We start from the raw sequence: 21,313 nt of genomic DNA, 5'->3' as shown, positions 1-21,313 counted from the left end.
GGGGTCCTCTCAGTCGGCGCGCGCGCCCGATTCCTTCACCACCTTCGCCCACTTCACGAGCTCGGCGCGGATGAAGGCGTCGAACTCCTTCGGCGTCGTGCCCTTGGCCTCGGCGCCGAGGCCGTGCATGAAGGTCTTCATGTCGGGTGACGCCAGGACTTTCACGATCTCGCGATTGAGCGGCTCGACCACGCCCGCAGGTGTCGCGCGCGGCGCGACGATGCCCCACCACGAGGTCGCCTCGAAGCCGGGCACGGTCTCCGCGACCGTCGGCACGTCGGGCAGTTGCGGCGAGCGCGTCAGCGACGTCACCGCGATCGGAATGAGCTTCTTGGTGCGCACGTGCGGCAGCGCGGTCGTCATGTTGGCGAACGCCATCGCGATCTGGCCGCCGAGCAGATCGGTCGTCATCGGCCCGGTACCCTTGTAAGGCACGTGGGTGAGATTGAGCCCGAAAGTGCTCGCGAAGAGCGCGCCCGCGAGATGCTGCGAGCTGCCGATGCCGTTCGAGCCATAGGTGAGCCCGCCTTTGCTCTTGGCGTACGCGACGAGCTCTTTCACGGTCTTGGCCGGTGTGGACGGATGCACGACGAGCATGTTGGCCGTCGTTCCCAGCAGCGAGATCGGGGTGAAGTCGCGGATCGGGTCGTACGGGATCTTCTTGTAGAGAGCCGGGTTGATGCCGTGGCTCGAGATGCTCGCCATCAGCAGGGTATACCCGTCGGGCGGCGCTTTGGCGGTGATCTCGCACGCGAGCAGCCCGTTGGCGCCGGGGCGGTTGTCGACGATGACCTGCTGACCCCACGCCTCGGTGAGACGCTGCGCCAGCGCCCGCGCCATGGTGTCGTTGCCGCCGCCGGGGGCGTAGGCCGAGATCAGCCGGATCGGCTTCGTCGGGTATTTCGTTTCCGCGGCATGCGCGCCGACCACACCAAGCGCCGCGATGGTCCATATCAATCTACGCATATTTCCTGAAATCTGATGGTTCAAGGGAGGGAGGTCCAAGGAGGGAACCGCAGGTTCCCTCCTTGGCGTTCACGCACCGAGCCCGCGCAGCGGGCTCAATCAACCTTTATATCGGAGTCCTGTATCACTTTGCGCCAGCGCGGCACTTCCGCGGCAAGCTGTTTCTTGAGGTCCTGCGGCGTTCCGGGCAGCGGCGTCCCGCCCAGGGCGAGCAGGCGCTCGCGCACGTCGGCGCGCTCCATCATCGCGAAGATCTCGTCGTTCACCTTCTTGATGACTGCGGGCGGCGTGCGGTGCGCGGTATACATGCTGAACCAGCCGCCGGTGTCGAAGCCGCTGAGGGACTGGATACCGGACTCGGCGAGCGTCGGCACGTTCGGCAGGACCGGGCTGCGCTTGATCGTGGTCACCGCGAGCGGCACGACCGCGCCGCTCTTCACGTGCGGCGCGAGCACCGTCACGTTGTCGACCGCGACCTGTACGCGGCCGCCGAGCAGGTCCGGCAGCATCGCGCCGGTCCCTTTGTAAGGCACGAACAGCATGTCGATGCCGACGAGGCGCTTGAACATCTCGCCCGAGAGGTGCTGAACCGTCCCGGGCGTCGAGGCGCCGTAGCTCACTTTCCCCGGACGCGCCTTGGCGTAGCCGATGAGGTCGGCGACGCTTTTCACCGCGGTCGACGGGTGCGCGACCATGACGTAAGGCGTCGTGGCGACCATCGCCACCGGCTCGAGGTCGCGCTGCACGTCGAAGCGGGTCTGCTTGTAGAGACTGCCGACGATGCTGATCGACGAGCCCGAGATGAGCAGCGTGTGTCCGTCGGGCTGCGCCGAACCGACGAGGCGCGCCGCGATGATGCCGCTCGCGCCGGGACGGTTGTCGACGACGACCTGCTGGCCGAGCTTCTCCGAGAGCTTTTCCGCGACCAGCCTGCCGACGAGGTCGGTGGCGCCGCCGGGGGTGAACCCGACCACCAGCCGAATGGGCCGCGTCGGATACGCATCCCCCTGCGCCGCGTGCGCCGATAGACTCGCCAGAGAAGCCATGGCGACCACGACGGTTTTCAGCATTTCCATAGCGTCCCGTCCTTCCTCGTGATCGCCACCGTCACGTTCTCCGAGGCGAGCCGCGTCTGCACCGACAGGCTGTGCGTGCCGACGCCGCCCATCACCACGATCACGATCTCCTCGGGACTCTCGGCGATCGGCACCGCCGCATGGTCGTCGTCGATGTCGTACAGCTTCAGGTTGTGCACGCTGAAGTTCACGAGGTTGCCGCGCGGGATGTCGCGGAACGGCACGCGCGCGTGCTCCCAGATGAAGCGCTTCAGATCCGCCTTGCTGTAGCCGCCGAGCGCGATGAGGCGCGCGTGCTGCGGCGCCAGGATCAGCAGCGGCTGTCCCTTGCCGTTGATGTTGCGGTTGCCGACGTACGCGATCGAGCGCGAGACCGTCTTGAGCAGGTCCTTCGCGGTCTGGCTGCCGCCGTTGTCGTCGATCATCGCCGCGGTGCACGCGGGAATGACCGTCACCACGTTCGCGTCCGCTTCGAATCCGCGCTCGACCGCCAGCGGCTCCCAGGGATTCTCGTCCTCGTTCTCGGCGATGACGTGCTCGTAGCGCGCGATGTGCCCTTGCGTGTGGATGTTGATCGAGCCCGGCGTACCGCCGATGTTGATCATGCAGAGCTGGAGCGCGCGCCCGATCGTGCTCGTCGCGCGCCAGCGGCTGCCGGTGTTGTTGTAGCCGCAGTTCAGATCGATCGCCTTGCACACCGGGCCGTTGACGATGGGCAGCGGCGATGTGTTGTGGGTCGAGGTCTGCACTGCGTCGAGGTTGAACGCAGGACTCGCGACGCCTTTCACGCACGCGATCAGCACCGGCATGTACTCGGGCTTGCAGCCCGCCATGACCGCGTTCGCCGCGATCTTCTCGATCGTCGCCTGGCCGTGCTTGGGCGCCAGGGTGCCGATGACGTCCGAAGGCGTCCAGCCGAGTTCGCGCTCGACGTAGCGCGTCATCGCGTCGACGCGCGGCTGGGTCGGCGGCACGATCGGCAAGCCGTCGGTGAGATCGTGCTCGAGGAACCACTCGTTGATCTTCTCCCACGAGTCTTCGAGCTCGATCGTGGGCTTTTCCAGAACGCTCGTATCCATCACGTCGCTCCCACCGGTTTCGTTTTGTCGCGCGACGGATGCACGTAATCGATGCGCGTCGCTTTCTCCTGCGCGCCCTGTCCCGTGAGCTGGCGGATCACGACCGGATACGCGACGCGCGCGAGATCGCGCATCTGCTCCGGCGTGAGATCGTTCAGCGGATGGGGCGTGACGAGAAGCGGCAAGTCATCGAGCTGCAGGTTCTTCGCCGCGAGGTGCGCGTGCGTGAGGAACGCGGTCGACACGACCGTCGACGACGGCACGCCGCGTTTTTCCAGCCAGGCCGAGTCGTGGATACACCACGACGTGCAGCCTCCTCAATCGCCCCAGGCGTTGACGAGCGCGTCGACCTTGCCTTCGAGCTCGTTCGCGATGAGCTTGCTCGACGTGAAGTTCTTGCGCACGGTGTGCGTCTTCACGTCGGGGTATTCGGCGCGGATCATCTCCTCGATGTACTGCACGAAGAGATTCGCGTTGGGCTTCATGTTGTCGATGAAGCCGATCGACTTGCCTTGAAGCGTTGCGAGACGCTTTGCCAACGCCGCGCGCGCCGCAGCGCGCTGACCTACGGGATTGACGAGTGTGACGGTGCTGGCCGCCATGTGGATCTCCTCCGGTTCTTCTGAGCCGTAAGGATAGCCCACATGGCGGTGCTATCTCAGGACTGTTGCGCAGCCGCGAGCGCCCGGCGCTTTCGCGCGTACCAGAGCAGTATCGACAGCAGCGTGCCGCCCGGCACGAAAAGCTCCAGCGCGACATAAGGGCCCATAGTGCGGAAGGCCTCGAACACTTTCTTCGTCATGACGCCTCCGCTCTGGAAGCGCCCTTGACCTCGAGCGGCTGCACTTCGGGCGGCACCGCGAGCGGGAGCAGACCCGCCGCGATGCGCGCGCCCTGCTCGTCGCTCGTGAGCTCCGCCAGCAGGTCGGCGTAGCGCTCGTGCTGCACGCCCGCCAGCACGTACTGCCAGCGATACGCGCCTACGAAAGCAGCCTGCGCGCGGCCGGCGTCGAGCTTTGCTAGCGGCCGCTGCAGCGCCTTGAAGAAGTACTGCGCGTCCGCCGCGGCCTGCCGCTGCAGCATCATGTTCAGATTGCGCAGCAGCTGAAGAAAATCGTCGACCGCCGCGTCGCGCTCCTTCCCGGTGATGCGCGCGTCCTCGGCGCGCCACTCGCGCTCGGTCAGCCCGGCATGACGCTCCTCGTCGCGCCAGTGGAACAGGAACACGTCCTTGTACAGCGCGGAGAGCGTCGGATCGGGGGCGATGCTCTCGTGGTAATGCGCCTGCGTGACGAGCTCCATCATGTGCGTGAGGGCGAGCACGGCCCAGCGCGAGCGTCCGAGGACGATCCACGCGAACTCGTTGGCGCGAGCGGCGTAGCGGTAGCCCTGCGGCATCGCCCCCGCCATCATGAGATCGATGCGGCCAAAGAGCGCCTGGTGCCTGACCTCGTCGTGCGTGCAGCCCACGAGCGCATCCAGGCGTTCCTGGTCGCCGAGCACCTGCGAGCGCGAAAGCTCGAGGGTGCTCGCGCCGATCGCACGCTCCAGCAGCTTGAAGGTGTTCGCGTACGTGCGGCCCTGGATCTGCGAGAAGAGCACGCGCTCGTGCGGCGCGAGGAAGTCCAGACGGCCGGCGTGCGACAGCCCGTCGGGCATGAACTTGCCCGAGCGGTCGAAGGTGCGGCCGCGGATCACGTCGCGCTCGACTTCCCACGGGCAAGCCGCTGCGGCTTCGGCACCGTGCAGGCTGCCCGCCTTCGTGCGCTGCGGCTGAATCGCCTGGAGTTGAATGACGTTGTCCATGTGGGCCTCCTCGTGACGTTGCTCGATTGCGATGAGGAGAGTCTAGGCAGCGGGGGTATCCGCGCGATTTCGCTACTGAAACACTTTGTATCGGCGTCACCTATATCCGGGGCTATAATCCGCAACGAACGATTCCAGCCTTCCCGACATGTCCACCAACGGCCGCGTGATGATCGTCGAAGACGATCCCGCCATTCGCGAGATGGTCGCCGATTACCTCGGCGACAAAGGCTACGAGGTCCACCAGGCCGAGAGCGGCGCGGACATGCGCGAGGCGGTCGAGCGCAACCTGCCCGACGTGGTGCTGCTCGACATCGGCCTGCCCGGCGAAGACGGTCTGTCCCTCGCGCGCTTCCTGCGCGAGCGTTACGACGTCGGCATCATCATGGTCACCGGTTCGGGCGACGTGGTGGACCGCGTGGTCGGGCTGGAGGTCGGCGCCGACGATTACGTCACCAAGCCTTTCGATCCGCGCGAGCTCCTCGCGCGCGTGAAAAGCGTGCTGCGCAGGCTCCAGTCGCGCCCGGCCCCGGAGCCGGTGAAGGTGGTCACCGAGCGCGTGCCGGTCGGCCGCTGCTTCCTCGACGTCGCGTCGCACCGCCTTCTCGACGTCTCGGGCCAGGAAGTGCCGATCACGAGCATGGAGTTCGACCTGCTCAAGGTCTTCACCGAGCACCCCCACCGGGTGCTGACCCGCGACCAGATCCTCACCATGACCCGCAACCGCGAGTGGGAGCCGTTCGACCGCTCGATCGACATCCGCATCGCGCGGCTGCGGCGCAAGGTCGAGTCCAACCCCGAAGAGCCGCAGGCGATACGCACCGTGCGGGGGGCGGGATACATGTTCGTGCCGCAGGTCTCGTGAAACGTGAAACGTGAAATGTGAAACGTGGGGTTCCCGCGGCTTCGCCGTTTCACGTTTCACGTTTCCCGTTTCACGTTCCCCCTTTTCACCTGTTTCAGTCGTGTAACAGTCGCCCAAACCCTAGTCCGGTCTGCCTATACTGCCTGCCATCGCACAAAGTTTGAGCAGGCATGCAGATCAGCGTAACGCCCGTCACGGCCTCCGACCGAGTGATGCACGGCATCGTCGTGCTCGACGAGACGATCGTCGACTGCAACGAGCGCTTCTGCCGCATCCTTGAATGCACCCGCGAGGAGCTGATCGGCCGCCCGCTGCTCGAGCTGTGCCCGGAGGTGCAGTCCGACGGCGCGTTCTCGCGCGAGCGCTGGCAGCGCCGCTGGCAGGCCGCGCGCACCGGATTGCCGCAGTGGTTTCCCTGGCAGTTCCGTAACTGCCACGGCCGCCGCGTCCACGCCCTGGTGCACCTGGGCTGCGACGAAGGCGACGGCGGCGCGCTGACCGCGCACGTCCACGACCTCTCCAATCTCCAGCGCACCGGCTGGATCAGCCCCGAGACCCAGGCGAAGCTCCAGCGGGTCCTCGACCACACCAAGGCGGTCATCTTCGTCAAGGACCGCGACGGCCGCTACGTCTTCGCCAACCGCGAGCTCGAGCGCGTGGTGCGCATGCCCGCGGAGCGCATCGTCGGCCATACCGACCAGGAGCTGTGGCCGCCGGAAGTCGCCGCGCACTTCCAGGCGAACGACGCCCAGGTCCTGCGCGAGGCCACCGCGGCCGAGTTCGAGGTCACCGCGGACGTCGGCCGCCAGCGCCGCACGTTTCTGTCGTTCAAGTTCCCGCTCTTCGGCGTCGACGGCGAGCCGTACGCGGTCTGCGGCGTCGCGACCGACATCACCGACCCCAAGCGCACGCAGGAAGCGCTGACGAACGCGGCGCTCGCGGTGTCGAGCGCGCAGGGCGCGAGCGTCTATCAGGAGCTGGTGCGCTATCTCGCGGCGATCCTCGAGGTCGAAGTCGCGATCGTCTCCGCGACGCACGACTCGGACCCGGCGCAGCTTTGCATCCGCGCGTTCTACATGGACGGCGAGATGAAGGAGAACTTCGAATACTCGAAGAGCGGCACGCCGTGCGCGACGGTGTTCGGCCAGGAGTTCAAGATCTACCCCGCGTCGGTGACCAGCGCCTTTCCCGACGACGCCGATCTCGCGAAGTTCGGCATGGCGAGCTACGCCGGCTATCCGATGAGCGACGGCAGCGGCAAACCCATCGGACTGATCGCGGTCATGTCGCGCCGGCCGATGCTCAACCCGGAGTTCATCGAGTCCATCCTCAAGATCTTCGCGGTGCGCGCCGCGGCCGAGCTCGAGCGCCAGCGCGCCGAGGAAAACCTCAAGCGCTCCGAATCGAGCTATCGCGCGATCTTCGAAGCGTCGGAAGACGGCGTCTTCGTCCACGACTGGGAAACCGGAGACCTCCTCGACGTCAACCGGCGCGTGTGCGTGATGACCGGCTACAGCTACGAGGAGGTCAAGCGCATGACGATCGGCGATCTCTCGACCGGCCATCCGTATACCGACGAAGAGGCCGCCAAGCGCATCGCCGAAGCGAAGGCCGGCCGCAGCGTGCGCTTCGAATGGGAGGGACGCAGCAAGGACGGCAGCGTGCACTGGTACGACGTCGTGCTGCGTCCCGCGACGATCGCGGGCGAGCAGCGGATCGTCGCGTTCGCGCGGCAGATCGACGAGCGCAAGCAGGCCGAGCAGGCGCTGCGCCAGGCGCAGAAGATGGAAGCGCTCGGACACCTCACCGGCGGCATCGCGCACGACTTCAACAACCTGCTGACGAGCATCATGGGCTACATCGTGCTCGCGCAGGACCAGCCCGCGTCGGCGCAGGCGCGCCGCAAGAAATATCTCGACCAGGCGCACGCCTCGTGCACTCGCGCGCGCGACCTCATCCAGCAGATGCTGACCTTCAGCCGCGGCCGGCGCGGCGAGCCGAGGCCGGTCGCGATCGCCGGCCTCATCGAGCAGTCGATCAAGCTCTTCGGCGGCGCGATGCCCGGCACGATCGACATCAGGACCGACCTGTGCGCCGAAGTCTCGCCGGTCATGCTCGACCCGGTGCACCTCGACCAGATCCTGCTCAACCTGTGCATCAACGCGCGCGACGCGATGAACGGCGCCGGCACGATCCGCGTGTCGGTGGTCGAGTGCCCGGCGTGCGAGGAGGAATGCACCGCGTGCCGCCAGCCCGTCGAGGGCGGCTACGTCGAGCTGCGCGTCGACGACGAAGGACCCGGCATACCTCCGGAGATCCTGGATCGCGTCTTCGAGCCTTTCTTCACGACCAAGCAGGTCGGCAAAGGCAGCGGCATGGGGCTCGCGAGCGTGCACGGGCTCGTGCACGAGCTCGGCGGCCACATCGTCGTCGAGCCGGTGACGCCGCACGGGACGCGTTTCCGCGTGCTGTTTCCGGCGATCGCCGGCGACCGGCAGGGGTGTGAGGGCGACGTCTGCGCGAGCTCGCCGCTGTGCCGGCTGCAAGGCCGCGTGCTCGTCGTCGACGACGAGCAGACCGTCAGCGCCTTCATGGCGGACCTGCTGGAATCGTGGGGGATCGAAGTGAAGACCTCGAATTGCGCGCCGGACGCGCTCTCGGTCTGCACGCACGACGACGCCTTCGATCTCGTCATCACCGATTACAAGATGCCCGGCATGAACGGGCTGCAGCTCGCGCGCGAGCTGCGCCTCAAGCATCCGCGGCTGCCGGTCATCCTCTACACCGGCTTCAACGAAGGGCTGGCCCCGACCGACATCGAGGACGCCGGCGTGCGCGCCCTCGTGACCAAGCCGATCGACCCGCACCAGCTCTTCGGTTTACTGCAGACCCACCTCCCGAAGCTGTAACCCGCGCTTCGCGCGAGATTTCTTCACCCGCCCGAACAATTTTTTTCAGCGTGCGCCGGGAATTTCGCGCATCGCTGTCGATTTGCGGTCTTCTCATTCGACTAGCGCATGCGAGTAGGGCGAGCCCCTACCCGCGCAACATGACGGAAACATACCGGCTACCGACGCGACGTGCGTCAGTCGCTACCATCCCGCCATCCCTGACTACTTTTATCGGATTCACCATGTGCTCATCGCGCGCATACGCTCTTCTGCTTCTCGTCGCGTTTCTTTCCGGCTGCGAGCCCCGGGCGCAGCCTGCCGGGCCGCCGCCTCCCGCCGTCACCGTCGTGACCGCCGAGCCGCGCCAGGTCGCGGTGAGCTACGAGTACGTCGGCCAGACCGCGGGCTATCGCGAAGTCGAGGTGCGCGCGCGCGTGACGGGCATTCTCCAGCGCCGCAATTACAAGGAAGGCGCACCGGTCAAGCGCGGTGAATCGCTGTTCACCATCGATCCCGAGCCTTTCCGCGTCGCGGTGGCGCGCGCCGAGGCCGACCTCGGTGTCGCCCAGGCGCGCCTCGAGCAGGCGCGGCGCGACGTCGCGCGCCTGAAACCGGCGGTCGAAGCGAAAGCGGTCAGCCAGAAAGAGCTCGACGACGCGACCTCGGCGCAGCGCATCGCCGAAGCCGAAGCGAAGAGCGTGCAGGCGCGCTTGAACGAAGCCAAGCTCAACCTCGAATACACGCGCGTCGAATCGCCGATCGCCGGTGTCTCGAGCCGCTCGGCGGTCTCCGAAGGCACCCTGGTGTCGGGGCCCAACGTGCTGCTCACGACGGTGACGCAGGTCGATCCGATGTACGTGATCTTCGGCATCCCGGACCGCGAGTTCCTCGCGATCCGGCGCGACGTCGAGGCCGGCAAGCTCAAGCTGCCGCCGGGCAATCGCTTCAAGACGACGGTGAAGCTCGCCGACGGCACCACATATACGAAGACGGGTGATCTGAACTTCACCGACGTGCGCGTCAATACGCAGACCGGCACGTCGGAGGCGCGCGCGGAGTTCGGCAATTCGCAGCAGCAGCTTCGCGCGGGCGAGTTCGTGCGCATCGTGCTCGCAGGCGCCACGCGTCCGTCCGCGATCGTCGTGCCGCAGCGCGCGGTGCTCGAAGGGCCGAAAGAGAAGTTCGTCTACGTCGTCAACGCCGAGAGCAAGGTCGAGCAGCGCCCGGTGCACGTCGGGGAATGGGCCGGCGACGGCTGGATCATCGAGTCCGGCCTCAATGCCGGCGACTGCGTGGTGGTCGACGGCGTGATGAAGATCGGCCCCGGGGCGCCGGTGCAAGTGACGGACGCGCGCGCCGCGGGTGCGACGGCGCAGCCGTCATCGCGAGGAACGAAGTGACGAAGCGATCCCGGCACGGCCGCTCGTGCGCCACAAGATCGCCACGCCCTGCCGGGCTCGCGATGACCTATAGGAAACTCAAATGATTTCCCGCTTTTTCATCGACCGCCCCATCTTCGCGGCGGTGCTGTCGCTGTTCATCGTGATCGCCGGTCTCGCGGCGATACGCGTGCTGCCGATCGCGCAGTATCCCGAGATCGCCCCGCCGGTGGTGACGGTGCGAGCGTGGTATCCCGGCGCATCCGCCGAGGTGATCGAGCAGACCGTCGCCGCGCCTCTGGAGAACCAGATCAACGGCGTCGAGAACATGATGTACATGAGCTCGACCTCGTCCGCGAGCGGCATGGTCGAGATGCAGATCACGTTCGAGATCGGCTCCGACGTCGACAAGGCCGCGCTCAACGTGAACAACCGCGTCAAGCAGGCCGAGCCGCGGCTGCCGCTGGAAGTGCGGCGCCAGGGCGTCACCGTCGAGAAAGGCTCCTCGTCCTTCCTCCAGGTGCTGGCGTTCTATTCGCCCGACGGACGCTTCGACGACCTCTACACGTCGAACTACGTGACGCTCAACGTGCTCGACCAGCTGAAGCGCATACCCGGCACCACGAACGTGCAGATCTTCGGCGCCAAGGACTACGCGATGCGTATCTGGGTGCGGCCCGACCGCCTCGCGCAGCTCAAGGTGACCAGCACCGATCTGATCCGCGTGCTCAACGAGCAGAACGCACAGTTCGCGGCGGGCAAGATCGGGCAGTCGCCGGTCTCCGATAACCAGGAGATGGTGTACACCCTGACGACCCTCGGCCGTCTGACGGAGCCCGGACAGTTCGAGAACATCGTGATCCGCGCCAACCCCGACGGCTCGATCCTGCGGCTGAAGGACGTCGCGCGCGTCGAGCTCGGCTCGAAAGACTACGAGTTCATCGGCCGCGTGAACGGCAAGCCCGCGACGCTCGTCGGCGTGTTCCTCCAGCCCGGCGCCAACGCCCTGGAGACCGGCAAGCGGGTGTCCGGCGAAGTCGCGCGCCTCGCCCAGCGCTTTCCCCAGGGCCTCACCTACTCCACGCCGTACGACACGACGCGCTTCGTGCGCGTGTCGATCCGCGAGGTGGTGTACACGCTGCTCGAGGCGATGGTGCTGGTGTTCCTGGTCGTGTTCCTCTTCCTCCAGAACTGGCGCGCGACGCTGATCCCGTTCACCGCGGTGCCGGTGTCGCTGATCGGCACGTTCGCGGGACTGCTTGCGCTGGGCTATTCGATCAACACGCTCACCCTCTTCGGCATGGTGCTGGCGATCGGCATCGTGGTCGACGACGCGATCGTCGTGCTGGAAAACGTCGAGCGCATCATGCGCGAAGAGCATCGGGACGCGCGCGACGCGGCGATGAAAGCGATGCACGAGGTCACCGGACCGGTCATCGCCATCGTGCTCACGCTGTGCGCGGTGTTCGTGCCCATCGCCTTCCTCGGCGGCCTGACGGGTGAGCTCTATCGCCAGTTCGCGGTGACGATCGCGATCGCGGTGGTGATCTCGGGAATCATCGCGCTGACGCTCACGCCTTCGTTGTGCGTGCTGATCCTCAAGCGCGAGCACCACCAGCCGGGCCGCTTCTTCCAGTGGTTCAACCGCTGGTTCGAGCGCGTGACGCTGCGCTACACCGATGGTGTCGCGTGGATGCTTCGGCGTGGCGCGCTCGCCGCTGTGCTGTTCCTCGGCATGGTGGCGATCACCGTCGGACTGTGGCGCACCACGCCCGGCTCGCTCGTCCCGGACGAGGACCAGGGCTATTACATCGCCGCGGTGTTCCTGCCGGACGGCGCGACGCTCGAGCGTACCGACCGCGTGGTCAACGAGGTCGTGAAAGCGATCCAGTCGAACCCCGCGAACGAGTACGCGGTGGCGTTCACCGGCTTCGACTTCCTCGGCGGCGCCTTCCGCAACAGCGCGGCGACGATCTTCGTGACGCAGAAGCACTGGGACGAGCGCAAGGTCGACACCAAGCAGCTCGTCGGCGAGCTCTTCATGAAGACGGGACACATCAAGGAAGCGCTGGTGCTGGCGTTCAACCCGCCGCCGATCTTCGGCCTGGGCAACGCCGGCGGCTTCGAGTTCTACATCCAGAACCGGGGTGAAGGCGGCTCGAAGCGTCTGGCCGAAGTCTCGCAGCAGTTCGTCGGCGCGGTGAGCAAGGACCCGATGTTCGGCATGGTGAACACGCTGTGGCGCGCCAACGTGCCGCAGATCTATCTCGAGACCGACCGCGAGAAAGCCAAGACGCTGGGGGTGCCGCTCGAAGAGCTGTACGGCACGCTCGCCGCGACGCTGGGCTCGTATTACGTGAACGACTTCAACAAGTACGGCCGCACCTGGCAGGTGCTGCTGTCGGCGGAGTCGCGCTATCGCAATCGGCCGGACGACATCGGCGCGGTCTGGGTGCGCTCGCAGACCGGGGCGATGGTGCCGCTCTCCTCGCTCGTGCGGGTGCGTCACTCCTCGGGCCCCGACACGCTGGACCGCTTCAACAACCTGCCCGCGGTGAAGCTCTTCGGCTCGGGCGCGCCCGGCGTCAGCTCGGGTCAGGCGATCGAGCGCATGGAGCAGATCGCGAAAGAAGTGCTGCCGTCGGACTTCAGCTACGACTGGAGCGGCGCGTCGTTCCAGGAGAAGCGCTCGGGCGGCACGTCCACGCTCGCACTCGGGCTGGCGGCGCTCATGGTGTTCCTGATCCTCGCCGCGCAGTACGAGAAGTGGTCGTTGCCGCTGTCGGTGATGCTCGCCCTGCCGTTCGGCACCTTCGGCGCGCTCGCCGCGGTGTGGCTGCGCGGCTACACCAATGACGTGTATTTCCAGATCGGTCTGGTGACGCTGCTCGGCCTCGCGGCCAAGAACGCGATCCTGATCGTCGAGTACGCGGTGCTGAAGAAGTCCGAAGGATTGTCCACCGCAGCCGCGGCGCTCGAAGCGGCGCGGCTGCGGTTCAGGCCGATCCTGATGACCTCGCTCGCGTTCATCCTCGGCGTCGCACCGCTGGCGTTCTCGCACGGCGCGGGCGCCGGCGCGCGGCTGTCGGTGGGCACGGGGGTCATGGGCGGCATGCTCGCGGCGACCTTCCTTGCGATCTTCTTCATCCCGCTCTTCTACAAGGCGATCGTGGACAAGCGCCTGTCGGATTCGCGCTCGACGCACGAGATCGAAGCCGAAGCCGCCGAGCACCGCGAGATCGAGCAATCGGGAGTCAGAGATGCTTGAACGTAAGACCCTAGCGCTCGCCCTCATCGCGGGCGTGCTTGCCGGCTGCTCGGTGTGGCCCGGCTACAAGAAACCGGCGATGGAGCTGCCGCAGCAATGGAGCGACGCGCCGGCGCAGGGCCAGCCGATCGTCGGCGAGCGCTGGTGGACGCTCTACGGCGATCCGACGCTCGATGCGCTGGTCGACGAAGCGCTGAAGAACAACCTCGATCTCGCAGCCGCCGCGGCGCGGGTCGACGAAGCGCGCGCCCTGCTCGTCGTGACCGACTCGCAGCGCCTGCCGAGCGTCGACGCGACGATCGACGCCAACCGCGCGCGCTCGTCCGCGCGCTCGTCGATCCCGCTGCCGCCGTCGGTTCCGCTCGAGCGCAGCACCTATACCGCGCAGGTCAACGTCGCGTACGAGCTCGACCTGTGGGGGCGGCTGCGCGGACAGACCGACGCGGCTCGCGCGCAGCTCCTCGCGAGCGCCGCCGCACGCGACACGGTGCGCATCGCGCTGTCGAGCCAGGTCGTGCAGACCTACTACACCCTGCTCTCGCTCGACGACCAGGTCGAGGTGACGCAGCGCACGCTGGACCTGCGCGCCCAGAACTACGCGCTCGAGCAGTATCGCTACAAGTCGGGGCTCATCACCGACTTCCACCTGCGCCAGCTCGAAGCCGAGATCGCGGCGGCGCGCGCGCAGCTGCCGGCGCTCCAGCAGCGCCGCGCGTCGGCGCAGACCGCGCTGGCTATCCTGCTCGGGCGCAGCCCGCGTGCGATCGCCAACGATGCGGTTCTGGTGACGCGCGATGCGGGCGAACAGCCGATCGTGGTGATCCCGGAAGGCCTGCCGTCCGATCTGCTGCTGCGCCGTCCCGATGTGGTGCAGGCGGAGCAGACGCTGATCGCGGCGAACGCGCAGATCGGCGTCGCGCGTGCCGCGCTGTTCCCGCGCATCGCGCTCACCGGCGCTTTCGGCTCCGACAGCGCCACGCTCGGCGATCTCTTCAGCGGTCCTGCGCGCATCTGGTCGCTCGCTTTCGGACTCGCCCAACCGATCTTCCAGGGCGGACGCCTGCGCGCCGAAGTCGAAGCGGCGAACGCGCGCGAACGCCAGGCGCTGGCGCAATACCAGAAGACGGTGCAGACCGCGTTCGGCGAAGTGCGCGACGCGCTTCAAGCCCAGGCGCGCACGCGCGAGGTCTACGCCGCCGAGACCGAACGGGTCGCGGCGCTGCGCGAGACGCTGCGCCTGTCGCGCATCCGCTTCGACAACGGCCTGTCGAGCCAGCTCGAGACGATCGACGCCGAGCGCAACCTGCTACAGGCCGAGCTCAACCGCGTCGACGCGCTGCGCGCGCAGCGCGCGGCCGTGGCCGACGTGGTGCGGGCCCTGGGCGGCGGCTGGCAGGGGCTGGATCCGCAGGTCGCGCTGCGACGATCGGATAAGCTGAGCGGCCCCTAGCGCTAAATCCGGGTCAGAGTCAGATTTCCAGTTCAAAATGTGACTCTGACCCGGATTTTTCTGGAGGAGGAAAGCCATGGCCCAGGCGCCCGTAGATCCCAACGACGTCCTCATGACCGGAGAGAACTCGTTCATCCGGCTCTCCGCCGACGGCGGAAAGACGCACTCTTCGCGCGTGTCGCACTGGCGCGTGCTGTGGTGCCCCGCCGGTTCCGGCCACGCGCTCTTCATGAAATCGCCGCTGGTCGACGATCACGTGCAGATCTACAGCGACAACGTCGCGGTCGCACGCTGGCTCCAGCGCACGATCGAGACGCTGCTCTATCCCGCGTTCTCGGACGTCAACCTCCCAGTCCACGATGCACAGTTCGATCGCGCCGGCGATCCGCGCTCGACCGTCACCGAGACCGTGATCTCCACCACCGAGCACATCGTGCTGACGTGGTACGACTGCATGGACCCGTTCGTGCTGACGATGGCGCCGGGCATGGGCGATCGACCCATCGGCGTGTTCAGCACGTTCTTTCCGGCGAAGTCGGCGCAGATCGAGATGAACGGACACTTCGCGCGCGACCTGCCGTGGCCCGAGACGCGCGGAAACCGCCAGTCGTCGAGCGCGTGCCTCGCGTGGTCGGAGACCTGGGTGAAGCCCAAAGGCTGACGCGGCGGTTGCGCGTATGCACGCGCCTACCCTGATCGTCGGCGCGGCGTTCCTTGCGATCGGCGCGGGTGGCGGCGTGGCGGGCGCGTATCTCCTCAACGCGGGTGAAGCGGCGCGCCTGCTGCGCGAAGGCCGAGGCGCGCACGCGGAGGTGGTGCACAAATCGATACGCGCCGACCGCACCACCGGCGGGTCGCTGCGGCCCGCTTACCGCGTCGACTATCGCTTCGTTCCTTCGCGCACCGAAGCCGTCAGCGGCACGCGCGAGATCGACGCCGCGCTGTGGATGCGCGCAGGCCGGGGCGATCGTGTCGAAGTCACGTATCTCCCGTCCGAACCCTCGGTGCATCGCATCGAGACCGAGCCGAACAACCGCGCGGCCGCGATCGTGCTGACTGTCGTCGGTGCGGCGTTCGTGCTGCTCGGCGGCTGGCTTTCCCGTCAGGCGTTCGCCGGAGGGCGACGCACGCCGGATAAGCCGAGACGCTCAGCCATTGCCGACCGCTTGAGCGCCGCATTCGCGCGCTCGGCCGCATTCACGTTCGGAGTGGCGGGCGTGCTGTTCTTCCTGCCGTTCCTGGTTGCAGGCATCGCGTGGTCATGGGCGCAACGCGCCGAAGATCGTGTCTTCTCCGCGCAAGCGCTTCCTGTCGAAGCCACCCTCCTCGACAAAGCGGTCGTTCGCAAGCAGACGAGCGTCGGGAATCGGCCGAGCGGGACGTACACCTATTACCGCGTCACCTATCGATACATCTCCGGCGACGGTCGGGAGATCGTGGGAACCAGCAACGTCGCCGGCGATGCGTGGGACCGGCTGAAAGAGCGCGGCCCGATCGGCGTGCGCTACGTCCCGGATCGGCCGTGGCTGCATCGGCTCGGCAGCGAAGGCGGCGAATGGACCGGACCGATCGCACTGCTCGCGCTCGGAGGCATCGGGATGCTCGCGAGCGCGTTCGCAGGTATCCGGGGTTGGCCGAGATGGCGACGCAACGCGACGCGACGCACTCGTGCGTCGGCTGCGCGAACGGCGAACCCCCCGATGGTGCAACCCGCCGCGGCGCGCACGCCCGAACCGTCGCGCTGGGCGCTCTTCTTCGGCGGGGTGTTCTTCGTGGCCGGCGGCGCCGCTCTGATCGACGGCACGCTCGACGTGTTGCACGAGCGCCGCTATGCCGCCGAAGGGCGCGAGGCGCAGGCGCGCATCGTCGACAAGCGCGTGCAGGAAGCGCAGCGCAGCGGGAACACGCGCACCCGGTACCTCGTGCTGTACCGCTTCACCACGCCGGATGGGCGATCGGTCGACGGCGAAGCGGCTGTGGGCATGGAAGCGTGGGAAGGCGCGAAACGCGGAAACACGATCGACGTGCGCTATCTCGCCGGCGAACCGCAGACGAACCGCGCTGCAACGGAAGGGGCCATCACCGGCAGCGTGCTGGTGATGGCGATGGGTGTCTTGTTCGCGCTCGTCGGGGCTGCGATCGCCTACCTCGGTTGGTGGAAACCCGAAAATCCGGGTCAGAGTCACATTTAGCGCAGGTAGATCAGCCACGACGCGACGAGCCACCCGACGAACGCGATCAGGATCCACACCGGTCGAAAAGTACGCCCGTCGGTGAACACCGCAGGGCGTTGCGTCGGCGCGTAGTAGTCGAACGCGAGTATGTCGAGCAGCCCTCCGATCGAGGCTGCGAACAGATCGCCGATGAATTCACCGACCAGGAAACCGAGGACTCCGAAGTACACCGTGGAGAACCCCAGGATGTCCGGCGGCCGGACGGGCAGCGCCAAAGCGAAGAGCGCGACGAGCAACAGCCCGACACCCGACACGGCGCCGAAGCCGGCGCCGATGGCGCCGTACTTCAGCCGGTCTCCGAGCGTCAGCGACGTCCCTGCGCCTTTGAACGAATCCTCGCGTCGTCGCCGAGGACGGCTCACTGAGCGGTCACCGCCTCCTTCGCCTTCAGCGATTCCAGCATCGCCAGCGTCTTCTGCATCGTGAAGTCGCGGGTCTTCTGGTCGTAGGCTTTCACGCTGCCGGGCATCATGTAACCGTGCAGCACGCCGGGGAAGATGTGCACGTCGACGTTAGGCATCTTCTTGTCGATCTCGCGATACGCTTCCTGCACCGGCGGCGGCGCGGCGTGGTCCTGGTCGCCCCAGACGATGAGCACCGGCTGCGTCACGCCTTCGAGCTCCCCGATGAAATCGAGCATGCTCGTGCCGTGGCACGAGACGCCGCCCGCGTAGCCGAGGCGCTTCGGCCCGAGGATGGCGTACGGCCCGCCGTAGCAGAAACCCATCGCGATCGCATTGCCGTTGAAGCGCGCGATCTTCTTCACTTCGCCGAGCGCGTCGCGCATGTCGGTCTCGCCGGCCTTGATCCTGGGCAGCCGCGGCTGCGAGCGCTCCTTGGTGCGGTTGTCGTCGCGTCCGAGCGGACCGGGGATGGTGCGCCAGAAGAGATCCGGTGCGGCGACGATATAGCCGTGCGAGGCGAGCTCGTCGGCGATCTGACGGACGTCCTCGTCGACGCCGTGGACCGCCGCGGCGATGACCACCGCCGGGACTTGTCCCTGACCGTCGGGTTGCACGACGTAGCAATCGAACTCGCCGCCGTCGCTCGAACGGATCCTGATGTCATTACGATTCATGAGTCCTCCCTCGGGTGGTTGGGTCCGGCGCTTGCCTGACGCGCGGTCTCTGTCGGAGATTAAGGATGCTGGAAAAAGTTGTCGAGACGCTGCGCGAAGAGTTCTCGGACCTCGCCGACGCTTCGGACGTCACGCGCCTGCTGCTGCGCGTGCTGCTCGCGGTCGGTCTCGCCGCCCTGATCGGTTACGAGCGCGAGGTGCGCGGCAGCACCGCGGGCCTGCGCACCCACATGATCATCGCGCTCGGGGTGGCGCTCATCGTGGTAGCGGCGCAGCAATCGGGCATGGACTCCGAGGACGTGAGCCGGGTCATCCAGGGCGTATTCGCCGGGATCGGCTTCCTCGGCGCGGGGGCGATCATCAAGCAAAGTCGGAGCGAGGAAGTGCGCGGCCTGACCACGGCCGCGAGCCTGTGGACGACCGCGGCAGTGGCGACGGCATGCGGGCTGGGCAGCGAGCTGACCGCGATCACCGCGACGCTGATCGCGCTGTTGATCCTCTCGGTGTTGCTGCGGATCGAGCGGCGGACGATAAAGCGAAACCCGCCCCCACCCTAACCCTCCCCCTGAGGGGGAGGGAATTTTCATTGGTAAACCCTGCGTCACCGCTTCTCGTCACCGGTTCATGTCACCGGTTTTCGTCAGCGTCTCGCCCGTCACTGCTTCATCCGTCACCGCTTTATCCGTCACCGCTTTATCCGTCACCGCTTTATCCGTCACCGCTTTATCCGTCACCGCTTTATCCGTCACCGCTTTTATCCGTCACTTCTCGCCGTAAACCGGACCCAGCGGATACAGCCTGACCCCTTTCCGCAGCTTGCGATAGGCGTACTTCGTCGGATCGACGATGTGCCCGCCCGGCGCGACCGCGACGAGCACTTCCTGCGCGATCGGCTGGAAGTCGGCACGGAAGTGCACGGTGCTCTTCAACGCGAGGATCTTCTCGGTGACAGGCTCGATGCCCAGATGCCTGAACGGCGCCTGGTCGTGCGCCTGCATGCGCTTGGTGGTGACGGCGATCTTCACGTCGCCGATGCCCAGCAGCGCCATCGGACCGAGGTCGATGTTGCGGCCGCCGACCGACGGCCCGGTCGTGCGCATCTTGCCGTCGCCGAGCTTGAGCACGCGGAACTTCGCCTTGTACGGCGCATCGCCTTCGATCCCGAACTTGCCGCCGAGCGCGATCTCGATCTCCGCGCCTTCCCCCGCGCGATGCGCGGCCGCGGCGGCATCGGCATCGAAGAAGTAGCCCAGCGTCGCGTTCGCCTTGTTGCGCACGAGCGCGGCGAGCAGCCCCGTCGTGTCGCCGGTGCCGCCGGCGCCGGGATTGTCCTGCGTATCGGCGATCACCACCGGCTTCTTCGCTTCCGACGCGATGCGCATCGCCTGCCGCACCGCTTCGTCCGGATCGAGCAGCGGCTGCGCGAACTCGGCTTCGCGCGCTTCGATCTCTCGCGCGAGCGCGTCGGCCGCCGCATCGGCCTTCTCCTGCGAGTACGCATGCACGCTCACCGACGGCCCGCATTCGGCGAGGTCCGCCGGCGGAAAGCCCGCAAGATAGGACACGTTCAGGATGTCGCCACCTTCGAGCGACTCCGCGCGCTCGATGATGAGCTTCGACGGATCGATCATCGTGCACTGCGAGTTGAGCGGGATGAGGAACGGAATGCGCCGCAGCACGCGCGCCGAAGGCCGGCCGCGTTGCAGGACCGTGCGCATCACGTTCGCCGAGCGCTGCCCGGTCTCGATGCGATCGACGTGCGGATAGGTCTGGTAGCCGATGAGCCCGTCGGTCATCTCCACCATCTGCTTCGTGACGTTGGAGTGATAGTCGAGGCTGATCACGATGGGCACCTTGTCGCCGACACACGCGCGAATGCGGCGCAGGAGCTCGCCTTCGGCGTCCTCGAAATCCTCGCTGACGCCCGCGCCGTGCAGGTCGAGATAGATCGCGTCCACCGGCATCTGCCGCGACAGCATGCCGACCATCTCGCCGGCGATGCGCTCGAACGCGTCGCGCGTGACGTAGCCGCCCGCGCCGCCGCTCGTCCAGATGAGCGGAACGTAATCGTGCGACGGCCCCATCGACTGCAGGAAGCCGGACAGCGCGAAGCTCGTGTTGCCGAGCCACTCCAGCACCTCGGGCCCGCGCACCAGCGGCGGGCGGTCGCGGTGCGCGGCGAAATACTCGAAATCGGTCCGCGTGGGGACGAAGCAGTTGGTCTCGTGATGGAAACCGCCGACGGCGATGCGCGCCATGATTATTGGGCTCCTACGTGGATGTTCGCGGTGCGCACGATCTTCTCGATCTTCTCCCCGTCCTTCCGCGCGACCTGCAGCATCTGCTCCGGCGTGTTGGCGACCGGCTCCATGCCCGACTCGATCACGCGCGTCCGATACTCCGGCGATGCGACGACCTTGGCCGTCGCATCCGCGAGCCGGTTGACGATGTCCCGCGGGGTCTTGCCCGGAGCGAGCAGCGCGTAATACGCATCGAGCTCGTAGCCCGACACGCCCGCTTCCGCGATCGTCGGCACGTCGGGGATCTGCGCGACGCGCTTCGAGCCGGACACGCCGAGCGCGCGCAGCCTTTTCGCCTTGATGTGAGGCACCGCGCTCCCCACCACCGCCATGCCCATCTCGAGCCGTCCGCCGAGCAGATCGATATACATCGGTCCCGCGCCCTTGTACGGCACGTGGGTGATGTCGATCTTCGCCATGGCCTTGAGATACTCGCCCGCGAGGTGCGGCGTGGCGCCGATGCCCGACGAGCCGTAGCTGAGCTGCCCCGGCTTGGCTTTGGCCATCGCGATGAGCTGCTTCAGGTTCTGCGCCGGCAGCGACGGGTGCACGAGCACGATGAGCTGGTAGTTCACGACCTGCGAGAGCCACGCGAAGTCGCGCCACGGATCGATGGTCGCGTCCGGACGCAGCGTCCTGATCGCCCCGAGGCCCGACGCGGCGAGCAGCATCGTGTAGCCGTCGGGCGGCGCTTGCGTCACGTACTGCCACGCGACCAGGCCGCCCGCGCCGGTGCGATAGTCGACGACGACCTGCTGCCCGAGGAAGTCGGGCATCTTCTGGGCGATCAGCCTGCCGAGGAGATCGTCGGTGCCGCCGGGCGGCGAGCGCAGCACGAGGCGCAGCGGTTTCGACGGGAACCCCTGCGCGATGACGGCGGGCGGAAGCAGGCATAACAGCAGCGCAAGCATGACGCGCATG

Annotated in this window: 20 protein-coding genes; 8 read left to right on the top strand and 12 right to left on the bottom strand. The window is 67.1% G+C overall.

The window, feature by feature from the left end; all coding sequences use genetic code 11:
- Positions 1-9: 9 nt before the first annotated feature.
- The 7 genes from VHP37_14865 to VHP37_14835 all read right to left on the bottom strand — a co-directional run bounded on the left by VHP37_14865 (position 10) and on the right by VHP37_14835 (position 4,927).
- Complete coding sequence (locus VHP37_14865) at positions 10-966, bottom strand: tripartite tricarboxylate transporter substrate binding protein (GenBank protein ID HEX2827631.1); 957 nt, start codon at positions 964-966, stop codon at positions 10-12.
- A gap of 95 nt (positions 967-1,061) precedes the next feature.
- Positions 1,062-2,042, bottom strand: coding sequence for a tripartite tricarboxylate transporter substrate binding protein (locus VHP37_14860; GenBank protein ID HEX2827630.1), 981 nt, complete (start codon positions 2,040-2,042; stop codon positions 1,062-1,064).
- A complete protein-coding gene (locus VHP37_14855) occupies positions 2,030-3,121 on the bottom strand; it encodes a hypothetical protein (protein HEX2827629.1) in 1,092 nt (363 codons plus the stop codon). The genes VHP37_14860 and VHP37_14855 overlap by 13 nt, the downstream gene beginning before the upstream one ends.
- Positions 3,121-3,384 carry a hypothetical protein gene (locus tag VHP37_14850; GenBank protein HEX2827628.1) on the bottom strand — a complete coding sequence of 88 codons (264 nt, stop codon included), beginning with the start codon at positions 3,382-3,384 and terminating at the stop codon, positions 3,121-3,123. Before VHP37_14850 ends, VHP37_14855 begins: the two co-directional genes overlap by 1 nt.
- A gap of 54 nt (positions 3,385-3,438) precedes the next feature.
- A complete protein-coding gene (locus VHP37_14845; protein ID HEX2827627.1) occupies positions 3,439-3,723 on the bottom strand; it encodes a hypothetical protein in 285 nt (94 codons plus the stop codon).
- A 56-nt stretch (positions 3,724-3,779) separates the two neighbouring features.
- Positions 3,780-3,923: a hypothetical protein gene (locus VHP37_14840; protein HEX2827626.1), complete on the bottom strand. Its 144-nt coding sequence runs from the start codon at positions 3,921-3,923 to the stop codon at positions 3,780-3,782.
- Complete coding sequence (locus VHP37_14835; protein ID HEX2827625.1) at positions 3,920-4,927, bottom strand: hypothetical protein; 1,008 nt, start codon at positions 4,925-4,927, stop codon at positions 3,920-3,922. The genes VHP37_14840 and VHP37_14835 overlap by 4 nt, the downstream gene beginning before the upstream one ends.
- A 148-nt stretch (positions 4,928-5,075) precedes the next feature.
- On the opposite strand from VHP37_14835, the gene VHP37_14830 reads away from it, so the two are divergent.
- From VHP37_14830 to VHP37_14800, 7 genes are all read left to right on the top strand, one after another.
- Positions 5,076-5,792 (top strand): response regulator, encoded by a 717-nt coding sequence (locus VHP37_14830; protein HEX2827624.1) that lies wholly within the window; start codon positions 5,076-5,078, stop codon positions 5,790-5,792.
- A 170-nt stretch (positions 5,793-5,962) separates the two neighbouring features.
- Positions 5,963-8,701, top strand: coding sequence for a PAS domain S-box protein (locus VHP37_14825; GenBank protein ID HEX2827623.1), 2,739 nt, complete (start codon positions 5,963-5,965; stop codon positions 8,699-8,701).
- A gap of 224 nt (positions 8,702-8,925) precedes the next feature.
- Positions 8,926-10,083, top strand: a complete 1,158-nt coding sequence (locus tag VHP37_14820) for an efflux RND transporter periplasmic adaptor subunit (GenBank protein ID HEX2827622.1) — start codon at positions 8,926-8,928, stop codon at positions 10,081-10,083.
- Positions 10,084-10,165: 82 nt separating this feature from the next.
- Positions 10,166-13,330, top strand: coding sequence for a multidrug efflux RND transporter permease subunit (locus tag VHP37_14815; GenBank protein ID HEX2827621.1), 3,165 nt, complete (start codon positions 10,166-10,168; stop codon positions 13,328-13,330).
- The gene (locus VHP37_14810) at positions 13,323-14,780 is read left to right on the top strand and encodes an efflux transporter outer membrane subunit (GenBank protein ID HEX2827620.1); all 1,458 of its coding nucleotides are present in this window, start codon (positions 13,323-13,325) and stop codon (positions 14,778-14,780) included. The genes VHP37_14815 and VHP37_14810 overlap by 8 nt, the downstream gene beginning before the upstream one ends.
- A 76-nt stretch (positions 14,781-14,856) precedes the next feature.
- Positions 14,857-15,441 (top strand): hypothetical protein, encoded by a 585-nt coding sequence (locus VHP37_14805; protein ID HEX2827619.1) that lies wholly within the window; start codon positions 14,857-14,859, stop codon positions 15,439-15,441.
- A gap of 16 nt (positions 15,442-15,457) precedes the next feature.
- Complete coding sequence (locus VHP37_14800; GenBank protein HEX2827618.1) at positions 15,458-16,972, top strand: DUF3592 domain-containing protein; 1,515 nt, start codon at positions 15,458-15,460, stop codon at positions 16,970-16,972.
- On the opposite strand, the gene VHP37_14795 is transcribed toward VHP37_14800, so the two are convergent.
- Together VHP37_14795 and VHP37_14790 are read right to left on the bottom strand one after the other, a co-directional pair.
- Positions 16,969-17,376 carry a hypothetical protein gene (locus VHP37_14795; protein HEX2827617.1) on the bottom strand — a complete coding sequence of 136 codons (408 nt, stop codon included), beginning with the start codon at positions 17,374-17,376 and terminating at the stop codon, positions 16,969-16,971. The two genes, VHP37_14800 and VHP37_14795, sit on opposite strands and share 4 nt — an antisense overlap.
- Positions 17,373-18,092: a dienelactone hydrolase family protein gene (locus tag VHP37_14790; protein ID HEX2827616.1), complete on the bottom strand. Its 720-nt coding sequence runs from the start codon at positions 18,090-18,092 to the stop codon at positions 17,373-17,375. The genes VHP37_14795 and VHP37_14790 overlap by 4 nt, the downstream gene beginning before the upstream one ends.
- A 65-nt stretch (positions 18,093-18,157) precedes the next feature.
- Here VHP37_14790 and VHP37_14785 point away from each other — a divergent pair, with 65 nt between their 5' ends.
- Positions 18,158-18,649, top strand: coding sequence for an MgtC/SapB family protein (locus VHP37_14785; protein HEX2827615.1), 492 nt, complete (start codon positions 18,158-18,160; stop codon positions 18,647-18,649).
- 57 nt (positions 18,650-18,706) lie between these two features.
- Here VHP37_14785 and VHP37_14780 read toward each other — a convergent pair whose 3' ends face one another.
- The 3 genes from VHP37_14780 to VHP37_14770 are packed head-to-tail and all read right to left on the bottom strand — an operon-like array spanning position 18,707 to position 21,312.
- Positions 18,707-18,841 (bottom strand): hypothetical protein, encoded by a 135-nt coding sequence (locus tag VHP37_14780; GenBank protein ID HEX2827614.1) that lies wholly within the window; start codon positions 18,839-18,841, stop codon positions 18,707-18,709.
- A gap of 12 nt (positions 18,842-18,853) precedes the next feature.
- Positions 18,854-20,350, bottom strand: coding sequence for a M81 family metallopeptidase (locus VHP37_14775; protein HEX2827613.1), 1,497 nt, complete (start codon positions 20,348-20,350; stop codon positions 18,854-18,856).
- A 2-nt stretch (positions 20,351-20,352) separates the two neighbouring features.
- Entirely contained in the window at positions 20,353-21,312 is a 960-nt protein-coding gene (locus tag VHP37_14770; protein HEX2827612.1) for a tripartite tricarboxylate transporter substrate binding protein, read from the bottom strand.
- Between the last annotated feature and the right edge of the window lies 1 nt (position 21,313).

Source organism: Burkholderiales bacterium (assembly GCA_036262035.1).
Classification (GTDB): Bacteria; Pseudomonadota; Gammaproteobacteria; order Burkholderiales; family SG8-41; genus JAQGMV01.
This window is presented reverse-complemented; position numbering and strand designations above follow the sequence as displayed.

Coding starts and splice junctions, on each gene's coding strand:
- VHP37_14865 (HEX2827631.1), bottom strand. CDS start 966: ATGCGTAGATTGATATGGACCATCGCGGCGCTTGGTGTGGTCGGCGCG.
- VHP37_14860 (HEX2827630.1), bottom strand. CDS start 2,042: ATGGAAATGCTGAAAACCGTCGTGGTCGCCATGGCTTCTCTGGCGAGT.
- VHP37_14855 (HEX2827629.1), bottom strand. CDS start 3,121: ATGGATACGAGCGTTCTGGAAAAGCCCACGATCGAGCTCGAAGACTCG.
- VHP37_14845 (HEX2827627.1), bottom strand. CDS start 3,723: ATGGCGGCCAGCACCGTCACACTCGTCAATCCCGTAGGTCAGCGCGCT.
- VHP37_14840 (HEX2827626.1), bottom strand. CDS start 3,923: ATGACGAAGAAAGTGTTCGAGGCCTTCCGCACTATGGGCCCTTATGTC.
- VHP37_14835 (HEX2827625.1), bottom strand. CDS start 4,927: ATGGACAACGTCATTCAACTCCAGGCGATTCAGCCGCAGCGCACGAAG.
- VHP37_14830 (HEX2827624.1), top strand. CDS start 5,076: ATGTCCACCAACGGCCGCGTGATGATCGTCGAAGACGATCCCGCCATT.
- VHP37_14825 (HEX2827623.1), top strand. CDS start 5,963: ATGCAGATCAGCGTAACGCCCGTCACGGCCTCCGACCGAGTGATGCAC.
- VHP37_14820 (HEX2827622.1), top strand. CDS start 8,926: ATGTGCTCATCGCGCGCATACGCTCTTCTGCTTCTCGTCGCGTTTCTT.
- VHP37_14815 (HEX2827621.1), top strand. CDS start 10,166: ATGATTTCCCGCTTTTTCATCGACCGCCCCATCTTCGCGGCGGTGCTG.
- VHP37_14810 (HEX2827620.1), top strand. CDS start 13,323: ATGCTTGAACGTAAGACCCTAGCGCTCGCCCTCATCGCGGGCGTGCTT.
- VHP37_14805 (HEX2827619.1), top strand. CDS start 14,857: ATGGCCCAGGCGCCCGTAGATCCCAACGACGTCCTCATGACCGGAGAG.
- VHP37_14800 (HEX2827618.1), top strand. CDS start 15,458: ATGCACGCGCCTACCCTGATCGTCGGCGCGGCGTTCCTTGCGATCGGC.
- VHP37_14790 (HEX2827616.1), bottom strand. CDS start 18,092: ATGAATCGTAATGACATCAGGATCCGTTCGAGCGACGGCGGCGAGTTC.
- VHP37_14785 (HEX2827615.1), top strand. CDS start 18,158: ATGCTGGAAAAAGTTGTCGAGACGCTGCGCGAAGAGTTCTCGGACCTC.
- VHP37_14775 (HEX2827613.1), bottom strand. CDS start 20,350: ATGGCGCGCATCGCCGTCGGCGGTTTCCATCACGAGACCAACTGCTTC.
- VHP37_14770 (HEX2827612.1), bottom strand. CDS start 21,312: ATGCGCGTCATGCTTGCGCTGCTGTTATGCCTGCTTCCGCCCGCCGTC.